Origin of the sequence: Streptomyces sp. NPDC005402, from assembly GCF_040606575.1 — a bacterium.
Lineage (GTDB): Bacteria > Actinomycetota > Actinomycetes > Streptomycetales > Streptomycetaceae > Streptomyces.
Window position 1 is genome coordinate 44404 of the sequence record NZ_JBEXFB010000028.1, and the last position, 16983, is coordinate 61386.

A 16983-nucleotide genomic window follows, 5' to 3' on the forward strand; every position below is an offset into this window, starting at 1 on the left:
CGCAATCAGACACAGCAAATCCCGTCAGGACCGCAGCAGAAGCGAGGCCCGCATCCCGGCAACGGGGCGCGGGCCTTCTTCGTATGCGGACGCGGGTCCAGGCATCCCAGCCCGTCCGGCAGTTGAGGACGAGGCCCCTTCAGGGCCGAAGCGGGGCACTGGGAGGCGGCAGCCCCCAGTACGGCCACCGCAGCGCCGGGTGAGGCATCGCGGGGGTTCAGGCGAGTCACGGCACCCCCGCGGAGCGCCACGCCATCTTGACGGCGCCTCGAAGCACCGGTACCCAGAAACCAGGCCCCCGTTCCCAACGGAGCCCGGAGGTGGCGTATGACGGCATCGGTCAGGCACGAGACGCGGGCATTGCTCCGCGCGCATCTGTCGGCCGCGTCGTCGTATCGGCATCTGACCCGCCACTGCCCGATCTGCCACCGCCTGTTGCGGCTGGCGATGGACTCCGCCCCAGGAGCCGGCACATCCCCGGAGGACCGCGCGGAGGACTTCACGGAGGAGTTCACGGAGGACGAGACTCCCTCCCCGGCCTGACGCTCTCTAGCGCACCGGGCCCGACGGCAACAAGGACTCTGGCATGTGACGGGAGTCACCGCATGAGTTTTTGAAACCGTGGAACTTACCCCTGTCTTACAACAGGTCAATTTAATATGTGCAATTGCACCCTTGATCGCACGTCGACCGGGGCCCGCCTCACAGGAGATCCGACACCCCTCCCCAGACTCCGACAAGCCCGCCCACAGGGCCACCGACCGCCCACGGTCCGCGCACAAAAAAGATCGCGCTGGACTCGGCGGAGTCCAGCGCGATCGACGACGAGGTTGAGAATGGGCCCTGTTGGGGCAGGACCCGCGTCGCTTGGAGCCGGTGTTCGGACGCCGCGGCCAGCTGGGGGGCGGGCCGGTTTGTCCGGTTATTCAGTTGTTCAGGCCTCGCTGCGCTGCTGCGGGATGCCCGCGAGCAGAGCGCGGACCTCAGCCTCGCGGTAACGGCGGTGCCCGCCGAGCGTGCGGATCGACGTGAGCTTGCCGGCCTTCGCCCACCGCGTGACCGTCTTCGGGTCCACGCGGAACATCGTGGCGACCTCAGCCGGGGTCAGCAGCGGCTCGGCATCAGGGGTGCGAGCGGTCATGAGCGGCCTCCTCGGGAGAACCGATCGTTCTCGGTTCTTTCCTCTAAATTCTGCACCTTGACCCGCGTTGCCCGAAATGGCGGATGCGGGTCGAGTCGGTTATAGGACGAACGGCTTGTCCTCGGCACTACAACTACACCATCTGTCCAGCCGCGTCGGCCAAACCGATGGAATTGCCCCCCAGGTGTTCATCGGCGACGGATGCCGATGGACCATGCCATAGCGGACAGTCACGCCACTGTGACGATCAGTCACAGGGCGATCAGGAGTCACCAGACCCCCCAAAGCGGAACCTCCCCCGGGCCCCTTGTCCTATTTTGGCATGAGGAGGGGCAAGAGATGCAAGAGCCGGGTACGTGCGGTCCGTCACGCTTGACACTTCGTGAGGCGTACGCCCGGATCGAAACCTACGTCCCTTGTCGGTGAGACTTCAGGGGAAGTTGAACACCTTGAGCGAGGACGAAACCCCAAAACGGGCGTCAGGTCAAACGCCTGTTCGTGACATGGGGCACATTCAGTTCGCCGAGCGACGATCCCTGACGGACCGCCAGCGCTCCCCGAGCCGCCCGTAGGCCTCGCCCGCCGCGACCCCGTCACCGTGCCTGAGCGCCTCCACGCCCTCGGCCACGTCGGCCGCCGAGTGGTCGTCCTCCAGCTCGCCCGGCGGGAGCACATGCACCAGACCGCCGTAGTCGAGCTCGACCAGTGAGCGCGGGTGGAACTCCTCCAGCCAGCGCCCCACATCGATCAGGCCGTCGATGAGCGGCCCCTCGTCGACGGCGTCCTTGAGGGCCCGCAGAGCCCGCGCCACGCGCCGCCTGGCCTGCACCATGGGCGTGCGGTAACGCAGCATCGGCGGGATCTCGCCGGAGCCCTTGTCGAAGCGCCGCTCCTCGTCGGAGACGAGCACGAACCAGTTCAGCGGCACCTGCCAGGTCGCGGTGCGGATCCAGGGCCGGGCGTCCGGGTTGCGGGCGAGCCAGCGCTCGTAGTCCTGGGCGCTCTGGCGGCGTACGACCTCGGGCAGCACCGCGTCCAGGACCGGCCCCGGCAGCTCCTCCCCGAGCTCCTCCAGGGCCAGCCAGCCGCGCAGCCGGGTGCGCCACGGGCACACGCACACCACGCCGTCCACGTCGAGCACGAAGGCGTCGCTGCTCTCGTGCACCGGCACCGGGACGGGCGGGGTGGGCAGCAGGTCGGCCAGGGAGCGGCGCAGCTCGTCCTGGTACGAGGGGCGGTCCGGGCGGCGGGCGTAGCGCGCCCAGTGGGTGCGCTCGGGCTCGGGGAAGGCGGCCAGCGGTTCGTACACGCGCAGATAGGTCGCGTACGGGACGATCACCGAGGACACCTTGGGCACGCCTGCTCTCTCCCCCGCAGCCTGCCGGGAAAACCTGCGAGACCCGCACACAAAACGTGCGGGAAAACTATGCAAATCGTCGCACGCCCGTCCCCCCGAAGGAGGTGATCCTGAGCACTGCACGCTCACGGGCCGCGACAGGCCCTAATCTCGTGCTCACAGGCCCCGCCACCCTTACGGGCGCCTGTGCCCCATCGCCGCAATGGACCCAGGAGTCACCACAGTGACCGACGTAACCGGCGCCGCTGCCGACGTGCTGCACACCCTGTTCCACTCGGACCAGGGCGGTCATGAGCAGGTCGTGCTCTGCCAGGACCGCAGGAGCGGCCTCAAGGCCGTCATCGCCCTCCACTCCACCGCGCTCGGCCCCGCCCTCGGCGGGACGCGCTTCTACCCGTACGCGAGCGAGCAGGAGGCCGTCGCCGACGCGCTGAACCTCGCGCGCGGAATGTCGTACAAGAACGCCATGGCCGGGCTCGACCACGGCGGCGGCAAGGCCGTGATCATCGGCGACCCGGAGCGCGACAAGAGCGAGGAACTGCTGCTCGCCTACGGCCGTTTCGTGGCCTCGCTCAGCGGGCGCTACGTCACCGCGTGCGACGTCGGCACCTACGTCGCAGACATGGACGTCGTCGCCCGTGAGTGCCGCTGGACGACCGGCCGCTCCCCGGAGAACGGCGGCGCCGGCGACTCCTCCGTCCTCACCGCCTACGGCGTCTACCAGGGCATGCGGGCCAGCGCCGCGCACCTGTGGGGCGACCCCTCGCTGCGCGGCCGCAAGGTGGGCGTCGCGGGCGTCGGCAAGGTCGGGCACCACCTGGTGGAGCACCTCCTCGAGGAGCGCGCCGAGGTCCTGATCACGGACGTGCGCCAGGAGGCCGTGGAACGGATCGCCGGCCGGCACCCCGCCGTCTCCCGGGTCCCCGACACCGACGCGCTGATCCGGACCGAGGGCCTCGACATCTACGCCCCCTGCGCGCTCGGCGGGGCCCTGAACGACGACACCGTGCCCGCGCTGACCGCGCGGATCGTCTGCGGCGCCGCCAACAACCAGCTCGCCCACCCGGGCGTCGAGAAGGACCTCGCCGACCGCGGGATCCTCTACGCGCCGGACTACGTGGTGAACGCCGGCGGGGTCATCCAGGTGGCCGACGAACTGCACGGGTTCGACTTCGAGCGGTGCCGGGCGAAGGCCGCGAAGATCTACGACACCACGCTCGCCATATTCGCACGTGCGAAGGAGGACGGGATTCCGCCGGCCGCCGCGGCCGACCGGATCGCCGAGCAGCGGATGCATGAGGCGGCCGCGAAAGCGGCCCGCTGAGGTTTGACCGGTACCCGTCGGCGCACTCTTGGAGAGAACTCTCACGTTCGTCGGCGGGTCGGCCGCTCAGAAGTGGTTAAAATCGCGGTTGACCAGCGGGGACGGGGCTCCCCGGTGGTCCTGGGTCCGGGCCCGTGCTGCGGGCGACGTACCGTATGGGCGTGGGCTCAGGTACCGTGGAAGCCCTACGGACCGGTCTCTCCGCGGAGAGCCCGTTCCAGATCATGAACGCGTGTCAAGACTCTGGGGCCACCGAGCCCCGTATCCGAGGGGGTCGAGCCATGGGGCGCGGCCGGGCAAAGGCCAAGCAGACGAAGGTCGCCCGCCAGCTGAAGTACAGCAGCGGCGGGACTGATCTGTCGCGTCTGGCCAATGAGCTGGGCGCTTCGACTTCGAGTCAGCCGCCGAATGGCGAGCCGTTCGAGGACGACGACGAGGAAGACGACCCGTACGCCCAGTACGCGGATCTCTACAACGACGACGAGGACGAGGACGACGAGTCCGGTCCTTCGTCTCAACACCGCCGCGGCGCTTGACGCTCCAGCTGTGCTTGACCCGGTCCGGGGTGATCCACACCACCGGACCGGGTTTTGCGCTGCCGTCGCTTCTTATGCGGCGTAATCGCCGACCAGCTCGGCGCCGGTCTCCTTGTCGCCGCGGTCCGTGATCTCGCCCGCGACCCAGGCGTCGACCCCGCGGTCGGCCAGGGTGTCCAGGGCGACGTCCGCCGACTCCTCGGGGACGATCGCGATCATGCCGACGCCCATGTTCAGGGTCTTCTCCAGCTCCAGGCGCTCGACCTGACCCGTCCTGCCGACGAGGTCGAAGATCGGGTCCGGGGTCCAGGTGGAGCGGTCCACGACGGCGTGCAGGGCGTCGGGGATCACCCGGGCCAGGTTGGCGGCGAGGCCGCCACCGGTGACGTGCGAGAAGGCGTGCACCTCGGCCGTGCGGATCAGGGCCAGGCAGTCCAGTGAGTAGATCTTGGTGGGCTCCAGGAGCTCCTCGCCGAGAGTGCGGCCGAGCTCCTCGATCCGGGCGTCCAGGGCGAGGCCCGCCTGGTCCAGAAGCACATGCCGGACGAGCGAGTACCCGTTCGAGTGAAGACCCGAGGCCGCCATGGCGATGACGGCGTCACCCTTACGGATGCGATCCGCGCCGAGCAGCCGGTCGGCCTCCACGACGCCCGTACCGGCGCCGGCGACGTCGAAGTCGTCCGGACCCAGCAGACCGGGGTGCTCGGCCGTCTCACCGCCCACCAGGGCGCAGCCGGCGAGCACACAGCCCTCGGCGATGCCCTTGACGATCGCGGCGACCCGCTCGGGGTGGACCTTGCCGACACAGATGTAGTCGGTCATGAACAGCGGCTCGGCACCGCACACCACGATGTCGTCCATGACCATCGCGACCAGGTCGTGGCCGATGGTGTCGTAGACGCCCAGCCGGCGCGCGATGTCCACCTTGGTGCCGACGCCGTCCGTGGCGGAGGCGAGCAGGGGACGCTCGAAGCGCTTGAGGGCGGAGGCGTCGAAGAGTCCGGCGAAACCGCCGAGGCCGCCGAGGACCTCGGGGCGCTGGGTCTTCTTCACCCACTCCTTCATGAGTTCTACGGCGCGGTCGCCCGCCTCGATGTCAACGCCCGCGGCTGCGTAGCTGGCACCAGTTGTCTCAGACATGGCAGTAGAGAACTTTCGTGTCGTACGGCAGGTAGGACGGGCTGTCTACGGGCGACGGATCGCGTCGGCCGCGGCCGTGGCGGCGGGCCCTGCGGCCAGCTCGGTCTCCAGGAGCTGCTTGCCGAGCAGCTCGGGGTCCGGGAGTTCCATCGGGTACTCACCGTCGAAGCAGGCACGGCAGAGGTTCGGCTTGGCGATGGTGGTCGCCTCGATCATGCCGTCGATGGAGATGTACGCCAGGGAGTCGGCGCCCAGCGAGGTGCCGATCTCGTCGATGGTCATGCCGTTGGCGATGAGCTCGGCGCGGGTGGCGAAGTCGATGCCGAAGAAGCAGGGCCACTTCACGGGGGGCGAGGAGATCCGGATGTGGACCTCGGCGGCGCCCGCCTCGCGGAGCATGCGGACCAGGGCGCGCTGGGTGTTGCCGCGCACGATCGAGTCGTCGACGACGACCAGGCGCTTGCCCTTGATGACTTCCTTGAGCGGGTTCAGCTTCAGGCGAATGCCGAGCTGGCGAATGGTCTGCGAGGGCTGGATGAACGTACGGCCGACGTAGGCGTTCTTCACGAGACCCGCGCCGAAGGGGATGCCGGACGCCTCGGCGTAGCCGATGGCCGCCGGGGTGCCGGACTCCGGGGTCGCTATGACCAGGTCCGCGTCGACCGGGGCTTCCTTCGCGAGCTTGCGGCCCATCTCCACGCGGGAGAGGTAGACGTTCCGGCCGGCGATGTCGGTGTCGGGGCGCGCCAGATAGACGTACTCGAAGACACAGCCCTTGGGCTTCGCTTCCGCGAATCGGGAGGTGCGCAGGCCGTTCTCGTCGATGGCGACGAACTCGCCCGGCTCTATCTCGCGGACGTAGCTGGCACCGCAGATGTCGAGGGCGGCGGACTCGGAGGCCACCACCCAACCGCGCTCCAGGCGGCCGAGGACCAGCGGGCGGATGCCCTGCGGGTCGCGGGCGGCGTAGAGGGTGTGCTCGTTCATGAAGACCAGCGAGAAAGCGCCCTGGACCTGGGGGAGGACCACGGGAGCGGCCTCCTCGATGGTCAGCGGCTTGCCGTCCTCGTCGACCTGGGCCGCGAGGAGCGCGGTGAGCAGGTCGGTGTCGTTGGTGGCGGCCACCCGGGTGCTGCGGCCCTCCTGCTTGGGCAGGTCGGCGACCATCTCGGCGAGCTGCGCCGTGTTGACCAGGTTGCCGTTGTGGCCGAGCGCGATGGATCCGTGCGCGGTGGCACGGAACGTCGGCTGGGCGTTCTCCCACACGGAGGCGCCGGTGGTCGAGTAGCGGGCGTGACCGACCGCGATATGACCCTGGAGCGAACCGAGAGAGGTCTCGTCGAAGACCTGGGAAACGAGGCCCATGTCCTTGAAGACGAGGATCTGGGAGCCGTTGCTGACCGCGATACCCGCGGATTCCTGGCCCCGATGCTGGAGGGCGTAGAGCCCGAAGTAGGAGAGCTTGGCGACCTCTTCGCCCGGAGCCCAGACACCGAAGACGCCGCAAGCGTCCTGGGGGCCCTTCTCGCCGGGGAGCAGGTCGTGGTTGAGTCGTCCGTCACCACGTGGCACGGTTCCGAGTGTAGGCGAGATCGACCACTGGTCCGAATTCGCGGAGAGTGGGCTTTCTTACTCCGCCCGGGCCACGACGCTCTCCCCGGGGCCCTTGATGATCTTCAGGGAATCGTGTTCCTGCTGGTAGGAGACCTTTCCGGCGAGGATTCCGGCGAGTTCGCGCTCGGTCTTCATCACCGGTCCCGAACACATCATGCGCGTGGTCGCGAGGGGCCCGAACTCGATGGTGCCGTCCTTGACGGTGGCCTTGCCGTGGAAGTTGTTGCAGCCGAGGCTGCCGGTGACGGTGTTGTTCTTGGTGAGGGTGAGGTAGGCGTTCTCGCCGAGCGCCCAGCGGGTGCCCTTCAGGGCCGGGGGCTTCTCCTCGCGCAGGGTGATGGTGTCGTCCTGCGGGCTGGTCAGGGTGAGGGTCCTGGCTCCCGGGCGTCCGGATAGCTCGGCCTTGAGGTCGTTGTCGAAGACGCCGACGAACTTCTCCTCGAACTCCCCCACGGCCCCTGGGCAGCCCATCAGAGTCATGATGAGGTCGGAGACCTTCACGGTGTCGCCCCGGATGTCCACGTCGGCACCGATGCTGTTGCAGCCCACGGAGCCGCCGGAATCCCCACCGTCGGTGTCCGAATCGGCGGCGCCGGGCATGAAGGCGATCCGGGCCTTCTTGAGGGCGCCCTTCATGGGCAGGACGTAGTCCTTGCCGTCGACGGTGACCTTCCTCGGCACCCAGGCGGTGTCCGCGATGGCGGAGACGTCCTGGGTCCTGGTCCCCGCGGGCTCCGTGCCACAGGCGGCCAGGACGGTGGTCCCGGCCAGGGCTGCGGCCGCGTACTTGGCGTATGTCGTCCGCTTCATGGCTCTTTGACGCGTGAGGCGGGTGAAGGGTTCAGTCCATCGGCAGCCGTTCGCAGCTGATCAGCTCATCAGGGGAAGCAGCCCGCCCAGGTCCGCCCGCTCCCCGCTCGCGCTGACCCTGGCCGCGTCGAGCGCGTCCTTCCAGGAAAGCCGGCCGGTGGCGAGCCGGATCCAGGTCAGCGGATCGGTCTCGACGACGTTCGGCGGGGTGCCCCGGGTGTGCTTCGGCCCCTCGACGCACTGCACGACCGCGTAGGGCGGGATCCGCACCTCGGTCGAACCGCCGGGCGCCTTGGCGGCGAGGGCGTCGGCGAGGAGGCGGGTGCAGGCGGCGAGTGCCTGGCGGTCGTAGGGGATGTCCAGGCCGGGGACGGCGGCGCTCAGGTCGTCGGTGTGCACGACGAGTTCCACGGTGCGGGTGACGAGGTAGTCGGCCAGGGTCATGGCACCGGTACGGGCGGCGAGGACGCGGGAGTCGGGAGCGTTCAGGGCTTGGCGGAACCGGTCCTCGGTGCGGGCGTACAGCGCGTCGAGGTCCGGGTTGGCGGTGGCCAGGTCCCGGGTGCCGTCGGCGATGTCACCGGCCCGGGCGGCCGTGGCGAACGGCCATTCGAGGAGCGTGAGCTGCGGCGCCGGGGGTTCGTCCCGGTCGAGGTTCCGGCTGACCGTCTCGACGGCCATGGTGATGTGCGCGGCCAGGTCCCGGACGGTCCAGCCGGCCAGGCGGGTCTCGAGAGCGAGCTGCTCGGGGGTGAGGGCGCCCACCGCCTCCCGTACATGTCCGAACTGGTTCTTCAGAGCCTCGCGGATCTTGGCGGAGTCGTAGGTGCGGGCGCGCTTCCTGGCCGTGGGCATGGCGGTGAGCCTAGTCGGCGGGGAGGGCGGGAGGGTGAGGTGGTCTTGGGGTGGGAACGTGCCGCGGGCGCGCGGGCTGCGACCGTGACGCGAGAAGCGACCGGCGTGGCCTTCCGGGCCGGTGCCGGGCTGATGGCCCTGGCCGTGGTGTTGGCCCCGCGCTGCCCAAGTCCCCGGCCGCACCCGGCACTTCGGCGTCTCCGGCACGCGAACCGGTGGCGGTGTGACGAAGGCCCCGCTCGTCGCTGTGACGAGCGGGGCCTTCCTGGTCGTACGACCACCGACTACTTCAGCAGTGCCGGAATCGTCTCCTCGTGGGCCGTCCGCAGTTCCTCCAGCGACAGCTCGAACTCGCCCTGGAGCTCGATCGAGTCGCCGTCGACGACACCGATGCGGGTGACGGGCAGGCCCCGCGCGCCGCACATGTCGTTGAAGCGGACCTCCTCGGAGCGAGGGACGGCCACGACCGCACGGCCGGCCGACTCCGAGAACAGGAGGGTGAACGCGTCCAGACCGTCCGGGACGATCAGCCGGGCGCCCTTGCCGCCGAGCAGCGCCGACTCCACGACCGCCTGGATCAGGCCGCCGTCGGACAGGTCGTGGGCGGAGTCGATCATGCCGTCCCGGCTGGCGGAGATCAGGATCTCGGCCAGCAGGCGCTCGCGCTCCAGGTCGACCTTGGGCGGCAGGCCGCCGAGGTGGTCGTGGATCACCTGGGACCAGGCCGAGCCGCCGAACTCCTCACGCGTGTCGCCGAGGAGGTACAGCAGCTGGCCCTCCTCCTGGAAGGCGACCGGGGTGCGGCGGGCGACGTCGTCGATGACGCCCAGGACCGCGACGACGGGGGTCGGGTGGATGGCCACCTCGCCCGTCTGGTTGTAGAGGGAGACGTTGCCGCCGGTGACCGGGGTGCCCAACTGCTGGCAGGCGTCGGCCAGCCCACGGATGGCCTCCGCGAACTGCCACATGACGGCCGGGTCCTCGGGCGAGCCGAAGTTCAGGCAGTCGGAGACGGCGAGCGGCTTGGCGCCGGTCGTCGCCACGTTGCGGTAGGCCTCGGACAGCGCCAACTGGGCGCCCGCGTACGGGTCCAGCTTGGCGTAGCGGCCGTTGCCGTCCGTCGCGATCGCGACACCGAGGCCGGTCTCCTCGTCGATGCGGATCATGCCGGAGTCCTCCGGCTGGGCCAGCACCGTGTTGCCCTGCACGAAGTGGTCGTACTGCGAGGTGATCCACTTCTTGGAGGCCTGGTTGGGGGACGACACCAGCTTCAGGACCTGGTCCTTCAGCTCCGCCGAACTCCCGGGCCGGGCAAGCTTGCCCGCGTCGTCCGCCTGGAGGGCGTCCTGCCAGTCCGGGCGGGCGTACGGGCGCTCGTAGACCGGGCCGTCGTGCGCGACCGTGCGCGGGTCGACGTCGACGATCTTGCCGCCGTGCCAGTAGATCTCCAGGCGGTCGCCGTCGGTGACCTCACCGATGACGGTGGCGATGACGTCCCACTTGTCGCAGATCTCCAGGAACCGGTCGACCTTCGACGGCTCGACGACCGCGCACATGCGTTCCTGCGACTCGCTCATGAGGATTTCCTCGGGCGAGAGCGTCGAGTCGCGCAGCGGTACGTCGTCCAGGGTGACGCGCATGCCGCCGGAGCCGTTGGAGGCGAGCTCGGAGGTGGCACAGGACAGACCAGCGGCACCGAGGTCCTGGATGCCGACGACCAGCTTCTCCTTGAAGGCTTCCAGGGTGCACTCGATGAGGAGCTTCTCCTGGAAGGGGTCGCCGACCTGGACGGCGGGACGCTTCGACGGCTTGGCGTCGTCGAAGGTCTCGGACGCCAGGATCGACGCGCCGCCGATGCCGTCGCCGCCCGTGCGGGCCCCGTACAGGATGACCTTGTTGCCCGCGCCGGACGCCTTCGCGAGGTGGATGTCCTCGTGCCGCATCACACCGATGGCACCGGCGTTGACCAGCGGGTTGCCCTGGTAGCAGGCGTCGAAGACGACCTCGCCGCCGATGTTGGGGAGCCCGAGGCAGTTGCCGTAGCCGCCGATGCCCGCCACCACACCCGGCAGCACGCGCTTGGTGTCGGGGTGGTCGGCCGCACCGAACCGCAGCGGGTCCACGACCGCCACCGGACGGGCACCCATCGCGATGATGTCGCGGACGATGCCGCCGACACCGGTGGCCGCGCCCTGGTAGGGCTCGACGTACGACGGGTGGTTGTGCGACTCGACCTTGAAGGTCACGGCGTAGCCCTGGCCGACGTCGACGACACCGGCGTTCTCGCCGATGCCGACGAGCAGCGCGTCGCTCTGCGGGGCCTTCTCGCCGAACTGGCGCAGGTGCACCTTCGACGACTTGTAGCTGCAGTGCTCGGACCACATGACGGAGTACATGGCGAGCTCGGCGCCGGTGGGCCGGCGGCCGAGGATCTCCACGACCCGCTCGTACTCGTCCTTCTTCAGGCCCAGCTCGGCCCAGGGCAGCTCGACGTCGGGGGTCGCGGCCGCGTGCTCGACCGTGTCCAGAGGCGTCCGGCTCATGCGTTGACCAGCTTCTTGAGGATCGACGTGAAGAACGGGAGGCCGTCGGTGCGGCCCGTACCGATCAGCGGCTCGGTGGCGTGCTCCGGGTGCGGCATGAGGCCTACGACGTTCCCGGCCTCGTTGGTGATGCCGGCGATGTCACGGAGGGAGCCGTTGGGGTTGACGTCCAGGTAGCGGAAGACGACCCGCCCCTCGGCCTCCAACTTGTCCAGCGTGTACTCGTCGGCGACGTACCGGCCGTCCATGTTCTTCAGCGGGATGTGGATCTCCTGGCCGGACGCGTAGTCGACGGTCCAGGCGGTGTCCGCGTTCTCCACCCGCAGCTTCTGGTCGCGGCAGATGAAGTGGAGGTGGTCGTTGCCGAGCATCCCGCCGGGAAGCAGGTGGGCCTCGGTGAGGATCTGGAAGCCGTTGCAGATACCGAGGACCGGAAGCCCTGCCTTGGCCTGCTCGATGACCGTCTCCATCACCGGCGAGAAGCGGGAGATGGCGCCGGCCCGCAGATAGTCGCCGTAGGAGAAACCACCGGGAAGGACGACCGCGTCGACCTGGTGGAGGTCCTTGTCCTTGTGCCAGAGGGCGACCGGTTCGGCGCCCGCGAGGCGGATGGCGCGCTGAGTGTCCCGGTCGTCGAGGCTGCCGGGGAAAGTGACGACGCCAATACGAGCGGTCACTTCGCGGCCTCCGCGACTTCCTCCACCTTGACGGTGAAGTCCTCGATCACGGTGTTGGCGAGGAAGGATTCCGCAAGATCGTGGATGCGGGCGAGCACGGCCTCGTCGACCGGTCCGTCAACTTCCAGTTCGAATCGCTTTCCCTGACGTACGTCGGAGATGCCGTCGAAACCCAGTCGCGGCAGTGCGCGCTGGACCGCCTGGCCCTGGGGGTCGAGGATCTCCGGCTTGAGCATGACGTCGACTACGACGCGTGCCACTGGCACTCCCGGTGGTGTGGTGCTGAGCAGGTTCCTTCAGACTACCCGCACAAAATTTCTACGCGCGTTGAGTTGTAGGAATCTACGTGACGGCCATCACGAAGCACCGGGGAGGTGGCTGTTCGCGAAAATTTCCCGGAAAGATCTCAGATCGACACCCGATACCTATTGCGCTCGGACACGCGGAAGGATTTAGTCGAGACTTCACAATGCATTGTCGGGCACTGTACAAATGAATTGGCAACGTGCCGTACGAAGGGACCGATATTCGTGGCGCAGAAGGTCGTGGTCACTCTCTTTGACGACATCGACGGCTCGGAAGCGGCGGAAACGATCGCCTTCGGACTCGACGGCAAGTCGTACGAGATCGACCTGAATCAAGCCAATGCCAAGAAACTGCGTAAGGCGCTCGAGCCGTACGTGGAGGCCGGCCGCAAGCGGTCCAGGTCGGGCAAGGCGTACCGGCAGACCGAGGTCGCTCCCGACCCGGCGGCGGTCCGGGCCTGGGCCCAGGCCAACAAGATGGACGTCCCCGCCCGCGGACGGATCCCCAAGAAGGTCTACGAGGCGTTCACCGAGGCTCAGTGAGGGCCTGTCGACGCCGGGTCACCCGCCCCTCGGGACAACCGACTTGCGTTGCACCCCATCTGGTCAGCTAGAGTCTGGAGCACGCCGAGGGGCGAGGCCGAAAGGCCCAGCTCACGGAGTACACGCGGGTGTAGTTCAGTAGTAGAACATCCCCCTTCCAGGGGGAAGGCGCAGTGTGCAATTCCTGTCACCCGCTCTGCACCACCGATCCACCCCCTGGGGAGGATCAGGTAGGATGGTGCTCGCGCCGATCGGTGAAAGCCGGTCGGAGGCAATGCGGACGTAGCTCAGTTGGTAGAGCGCAACCTTGCCAAGGTTGAGGTCGCCAGTTCGAACCTGGTCGTCCGCTCCGCAGAGAAGGCCCCGGTCATCGCGACCGGGGTCTTTTCGTGTCCGTCCCTCCGTCTGACATTTGTCATACGGAGTGGTGACAGCACGCACTGCTGTCGCCTCCGGTCCGCCGGGACGCTGGTTTCATGAACACCGACGAACACGAACACGTGATTGAGGTCACCGACCTACGGCGTGTGTACGGGGGCGGGTTCGAGGCCGTGCGGGGGATCAGTTTCTCCGTGGCCCGCGGAGAGGTCTTCGCCCTGCTCGGCACCAACGGCGCCGGCAAGACCTCCACCGTCGAACTGCTGGAGGGTCTCGCCAGACCGACCGAAGGGCGGATCCGCGTCCTCGGACACGATCCGTACACCGAGCGCGCCGCCGTACGCCCGCGGACCGGGGTGATGCTCCAGGAGGGCGGCTTCCCGTCCGAGCTGACCGTCGACGAGACCGCGCGGATGTGGGCGGGCTGCGTCAGCGGGGCCCGGCCGCCGCTGGAGGTGCTGGAACTCGTCGGGCTCGCCCGGCGAGCCGACGTACGGGTCAAGCAGTTGTCCGGAGGCGAGCGGCGGCGCCTGGACCTGGCGCTCGCGCTGCTCGGCGACCCCGAGGTGCTGTTCCTCGACGAGCCGACGACCGGCCTCGACGCCGAAGGGCGCCGGGACACCTGGGAGTTGGTGCGGGTGCTGCGCGACCGGGGGACGACCGTGCTGCTCACCACGCACTATCTGGAGGAGGCGGAAGATCTCGCGAGCCGGCTGGCGATCCTCCACGAGGGGCGGATCGCGGCCACGGGGACACCGGCCGAGGTGACCGCCTCCCAGCCGGCGCGGATCTCGTTCGAGCTGCCGGACGGGTACTTCGTGGGGGATCTGCCGCCGCTCGGGGAGCTGGGGGTGTGCGGGCACGAGGTCGACGGGAGCGTCGTACGGCTGCGGACGCGGGAGTTGCAGCGGGCGGCCACCGGGCTGCTGGTGTGGGCCGAGCGGGCCGGTATCGAATTGCGGCGGCTCGATGTGCGGTCGGCCTCGCTGGAGGAGGCGTTCCTGGGGATCGCGGCGCGTGAGGAGGTCTCGGTATGAGCATGGTCACCACCCCCGCGAGCAGGCTGAATGCCCTCGCCCGTGCCGAGTTCACCCTGCTCGGACGCAGCAAGGCCACACTCGTCGCGGCCGTACTGGTGCCACTCGCGCTGCCGTTCAGCCTGCGGTCCGTCGTGGACGACATGGACGTCCAGGAGGCCGGGCTGAGTGTCGGCCTGGTGCTGCTGCCGGCCGCGATCGGCTTCGCCCTGCTGTTCGGTGTGTACGGCGCACTCGTCGGGATCTACACCTCCCGGCGCGAGGAACTGGTGCTGAAGCGGCTGCGCACCGGGGAGCTGCGGGACGTCGAGATCCTCGTCGGCACCGCGCTGCCGATGGGCGCGACCGGGCTCACCCAGTGCCTGGTGCTGGTGGCCGCGAGCACGGCCCTGCTCGACGTGCCGGCGCCACGCGCGCCCCATCTGGCGGTCCTGGGACTGCTGTTGGGCCTGGTGATGTGTGCGGCGCTCGCGGCCGTGACGGCGGCGGTGACCAGGACCGTGGAGAGCGCGCAGGTCACCACACTGCCGTTCGTAGTGATCTCGATGGCCCTCTCGGGCGTCACTGTCCCCCTGGAGATGCTGCCCGACACGTTCGCGTCGGTGTGCGAGCTGCTGCCGCTGTCGCCCGTGATGACCCTGGTTCGCGGCGGCTGGACGGGCACGCTCTCCACGTACGAGGCACTGGGCGCCCTGGCGACCGCACTGGCCTGGACCGTGCTGGCCGTGTTTGCTGTACAGCGGTGGTTCCGGTGGGAGCCGAGGCGCTGACGTACGGGGAGAGCATGCGAGAGCCGGGGGGCTGGTGGCGGCGCAAGAGCACGCCCGCGAAGGTGGAGACGTACACCCGGTGGTCGTTCCACTTCTTCGCGGTGATCTACGTCGCCGCCGTCGGACTGCCGGTCTTCGGGCAGGTGACGGGTCAGCTCGCGGTCTGGCTGGTGCTGCTGGTGTGCGTGCACGCCGTGATGTGTGCGGTGACCGCCTCGCGGGCGCTCGACTGGACGCGTGGGCGGCGCGAGCAGCCGGTGCGGACGTTGTGGGCGCTCGGGGCGGTCACTCTCGCCGTCGTCGTCGCGGTGATCGGCATCGCCGAGCGGGGTCCGCACGACGAGGGTCTCGACATGGCGGCGGGCGCGGTCTTCGCGGGCGTGCTGACCTTCGCTGCGGGCATCGGCGCGCTCGGTGTCCGCAGGCGCCGCCGCGTGCTCGCGCTGGTGTGCGGCTTCGCCGCGGGCGCCGCGCTCGGCGGCTTTCCCCTGGGGTACGCCCTCCCGGAGTCCCTGGTCACCGGGATCGTGGTGCTGGTCGCCGCCGGGTTCCTCGCCTTCACCTCCGTCTTCTCCGTCTGGCTCCTGAACGCCGTCTACGAACTCGACACGGCCCGCGAGACCCGCGCCCGGCTCGCCGTCGCCGAGGAACGGCTGCGGTTCGGGCGGGACCTGCACGACGTGATGGGGCGGAACCTGGCCGTGATCGCCCTGAAGAGCGAACTGGCCGTGCAGCTCGCGCGCCGGGGACGGGACGAGGCCGTGGACCAGATGACCGAGGTGCAGCGGATCGCGCAGGAGACACAGCGCGAGGTGCGGGATGTCGTACGGGGATACCGGGAGGCCGACCTCGGGGTCGAACTCACGGGAGCGCGAGGGGTGTTGATCGCCGCCGGCATCGACTGCGAGGTCACCGGGGAGCCGGACGGGCTGCCCGCCGAGGTGCAGTCGGCGCTCGGCTGGGTGGTCCGGGAGGCCACCACGAACGTGCTGCGGCACGGAGACGCCAAGCGGTGTGTGGTGGAAGTGCTGAGGGAGGAGGAGCGTGTGGTGCTGACGGTGGAGAACGACGGGGTCGTGAGGTCGCCGGGCGCCGGCGGGTCGGGGCTCGCCGGGCTGCGGGAGCGGCTCGCGGGGGTGGCCGGGACGCTGGAGGCGGGACCTGTCCGCGAGGGCGTGTTCCGGCTGGTGGCCCAGGTGCCGCTGGTGGCGCAGGAGGGGATCGCGTGAGCGTGCGGGTGCTGCTCGCCGATGACGAGCATCTGATCCGGGGCGCGCTCGCCGCGCTGCTCTCGCTGGAGGACGACCTGGCGATCGTCGCGGAGGCGGCCACCGGCCCCGAGGCGCTGGCGATGGCCCGGGCGCACGAGCCCGATGTCGCCGTACTGGATCTCCAAATGCCCGGCGCGGACGGTGTGAAGGTCGCCACATCCCTGCGGACCGAACTGCCCTCGTGCAACGTGCTGATCGTCACCAGTCACGGTCGGCCGGGGCACCTCAAACGGGCTCTGGCGGCCGGTGTGCGGGGGTTCGTCCCGAAGACCGTGAGCGCGCAGCGGCTCGCGGAGATCATCCGCACGGTGCACGCGGGAAACCGTTACGTCGACCCCGAGTTGGCGGCCGACGCGATCTCCGCCGGGGACTCGCCGCTGACCGCCCGGGAGGCCGAGGTGCTGGAACTCGCCGCCGACGGGGCGCCCGTCGCGGAGATCGCCGAACGGGCCGCGCTGTCGCAGGGGACCGTACGGAACTATCTGTCGTCGGCCGTATCCAAGCTCGGCGCGGAGAACCGTCACGCGGCCGTGCGGCTCGCACGCGAGCGAGGTTGGGTATAGTGGTTCTCGCGCCACGGCGCATGCGAACGTAGCTCAGTTGGTAGAGCGCAACCTTGCCAAGGTTGAGGTCGCGAGTTCGAACCTCGTCGTTCGCTCTGTTTCGGCAAAGGCCCCCGGTT

17 protein-coding genes and 3 tRNA genes are annotated in these 16983 nt (G+C 69.4%); 11 read left to right on the forward strand and 9 right to left on the reverse strand.

What is annotated here, in order from left to right; genetic code table 11:
- Positions 1 to 327: 327 nt before the first annotated feature.
- Complete coding sequence (locus ABZT02_RS38165) at positions 328 to 543, forward strand: DUF6274 family protein (RefSeq protein ID WP_356026218.1); 216 nt, start codon at positions 328 to 330, stop codon at positions 541 to 543.
- Between the two features lie 391 nt (positions 544 to 934).
- Here ABZT02_RS38165 and bldC read toward each other — a convergent pair whose 3' ends face one another.
- On the reverse strand, positions 935 to 1141 hold the full coding sequence (gene bldC / locus ABZT02_RS38170; protein ID WP_003949541.1) for a developmental transcriptional regulator BldC: 207 nt from the start codon (positions 1139 to 1141) through the stop codon (positions 935 to 937).
- 514 nt (positions 1142 to 1655) lie between these two features.
- Complete coding sequence (locus ABZT02_RS38175; protein ID WP_356026219.1) at positions 1656 to 2498, reverse strand: hypothetical protein; 843 nt, start codon at positions 2496 to 2498, stop codon at positions 1656 to 1658.
- Positions 2499 to 2721: 223 nt separating this feature from the next.
- Between ABZT02_RS38175 and ABZT02_RS38180 the strand changes: the two genes are divergently transcribed.
- Both ABZT02_RS38180 and ABZT02_RS38185 read left to right on the forward strand, forming a co-directional pair.
- On the forward strand, positions 2722 to 3822 hold the full coding sequence (locus ABZT02_RS38180) for a Glu/Leu/Phe/Val dehydrogenase dimerization domain-containing protein (RefSeq protein ID WP_356026222.1): 1101 nt from the start codon (positions 2722 to 2724) through the stop codon (positions 3820 to 3822).
- A gap of 281 nt (positions 3823 to 4103) precedes the next feature.
- A complete protein-coding gene (locus tag ABZT02_RS38185) occupies positions 4104 to 4358 on the forward strand; it encodes a DUF3073 domain-containing protein (RefSeq protein WP_123990237.1) in 255 nt (84 codons plus the stop codon).
- A gap of 72 nt (positions 4359 to 4430) precedes the next feature.
- Here the strand turns inward: ABZT02_RS38185 and purM are convergent, their stop codons facing one another.
- From purM to purS, 7 genes are all read right to left on the reverse strand, one after another.
- Positions 4431 to 5498, reverse strand: a complete 1068-nt coding sequence (gene purM / locus ABZT02_RS38190) for a phosphoribosylformylglycinamidine cyclo-ligase (protein ID WP_356026225.1) — start codon at positions 5496 to 5498, stop codon at positions 4431 to 4433.
- A 45-nt stretch (positions 5499 to 5543) separates the two neighbouring features.
- Positions 5544 to 7070, reverse strand: a complete 1527-nt coding sequence (gene purF / locus ABZT02_RS38195) for an amidophosphoribosyltransferase (RefSeq protein WP_356026227.1) — start codon at positions 7068 to 7070, stop codon at positions 5544 to 5546.
- 57 nt (positions 7071 to 7127) lie between these two features.
- Entirely contained in the window at positions 7128 to 7922 is a 795-nt protein-coding gene (locus tag ABZT02_RS38200) for an META domain-containing protein (protein ID WP_356026230.1), read from the reverse strand.
- A gap of 60 nt (positions 7923 to 7982) precedes the next feature.
- Positions 7983 to 8777, reverse strand: coding sequence for a sterol carrier family protein (locus ABZT02_RS38205; protein WP_356026232.1), 795 nt, complete (start codon positions 8775 to 8777; stop codon positions 7983 to 7985).
- A 284-nt stretch (positions 8778 to 9061) separates the two neighbouring features.
- Positions 9062 to 11320, reverse strand: coding sequence for a phosphoribosylformylglycinamidine synthase subunit PurL (purL, locus tag ABZT02_RS38210; RefSeq protein WP_356026235.1), 2259 nt, complete (start codon positions 11318 to 11320; stop codon positions 9062 to 9064).
- Entirely contained in the window at positions 11317 to 11997 is a 681-nt protein-coding gene (gene purQ / locus ABZT02_RS38215; protein WP_356026237.1) for a phosphoribosylformylglycinamidine synthase subunit PurQ, read from the reverse strand. The genes purL and purQ overlap by 4 nt, the downstream gene beginning before the upstream one ends.
- Complete coding sequence (gene purS, locus ABZT02_RS38220) at positions 11994 to 12257, reverse strand: phosphoribosylformylglycinamidine synthase subunit PurS (RefSeq protein ID WP_356026239.1); 264 nt, start codon at positions 12255 to 12257, stop codon at positions 11994 to 11996. The genes purQ and purS overlap by 4 nt, the downstream gene beginning before the upstream one ends.
- Before the next feature lie 270 nt (positions 12258 to 12527).
- On the opposite strand from purS, the gene ABZT02_RS38225 reads away from it, so the two are divergent.
- The 8 genes from ABZT02_RS38225 (at position 12528) to ABZT02_RS38260 (ending at position 16959) form a co-directional block, all read left to right on the forward strand.
- A complete protein-coding gene (locus ABZT02_RS38225; RefSeq protein ID WP_328639513.1) occupies positions 12528 to 12845 on the forward strand; it encodes an Lsr2 family protein in 318 nt (105 codons plus the stop codon).
- A 124-nt stretch (positions 12846 to 12969) separates the two neighbouring features.
- A tRNA-Gly gene (locus ABZT02_RS38230) sits at positions 12970 to 13041 on the forward strand.
- A gap of 80 nt (positions 13042 to 13121) precedes the next feature.
- A tRNA-Gly gene (locus ABZT02_RS38235) sits at positions 13122 to 13194 on the forward strand.
- A 127-nt stretch (positions 13195 to 13321) separates the two neighbouring features.
- Entirely contained in the window at positions 13322 to 14260 is a 939-nt protein-coding gene (locus tag ABZT02_RS38240) for an ABC transporter ATP-binding protein (protein WP_356026241.1), read from the forward strand.
- On the forward strand, positions 14257 to 15030 hold the full coding sequence (locus tag ABZT02_RS38245; RefSeq protein WP_356026244.1) for an ABC transporter permease: 774 nt from the start codon (positions 14257 to 14259) through the stop codon (positions 15028 to 15030). Before ABZT02_RS38240 ends, ABZT02_RS38245 begins: the two co-directional genes overlap by 4 nt.
- A 14-nt stretch (positions 15031 to 15044) precedes the next feature.
- On the forward strand, positions 15045 to 16259 hold the full coding sequence (locus tag ABZT02_RS38250; RefSeq protein ID WP_356026246.1) for a histidine kinase: 1215 nt from the start codon (positions 15045 to 15047) through the stop codon (positions 16257 to 16259).
- Positions 16256 to 16864 carry a response regulator transcription factor gene (locus ABZT02_RS38255; RefSeq protein ID WP_356026249.1) on the forward strand — a complete coding sequence of 203 codons (609 nt, stop codon included), beginning with the start codon at positions 16256 to 16258 and terminating at the stop codon, positions 16862 to 16864. The genes ABZT02_RS38250 and ABZT02_RS38255 overlap by 4 nt, the downstream gene beginning before the upstream one ends.
- 22 nt (positions 16865 to 16886) lie before the next feature.
- Positions 16887 to 16959: transfer RNA gene (locus tag ABZT02_RS38260), tRNA-Gly, on the forward strand.
- The last annotated feature ends 24 nt before the right edge of the window (positions 16960 to 16983 follow it).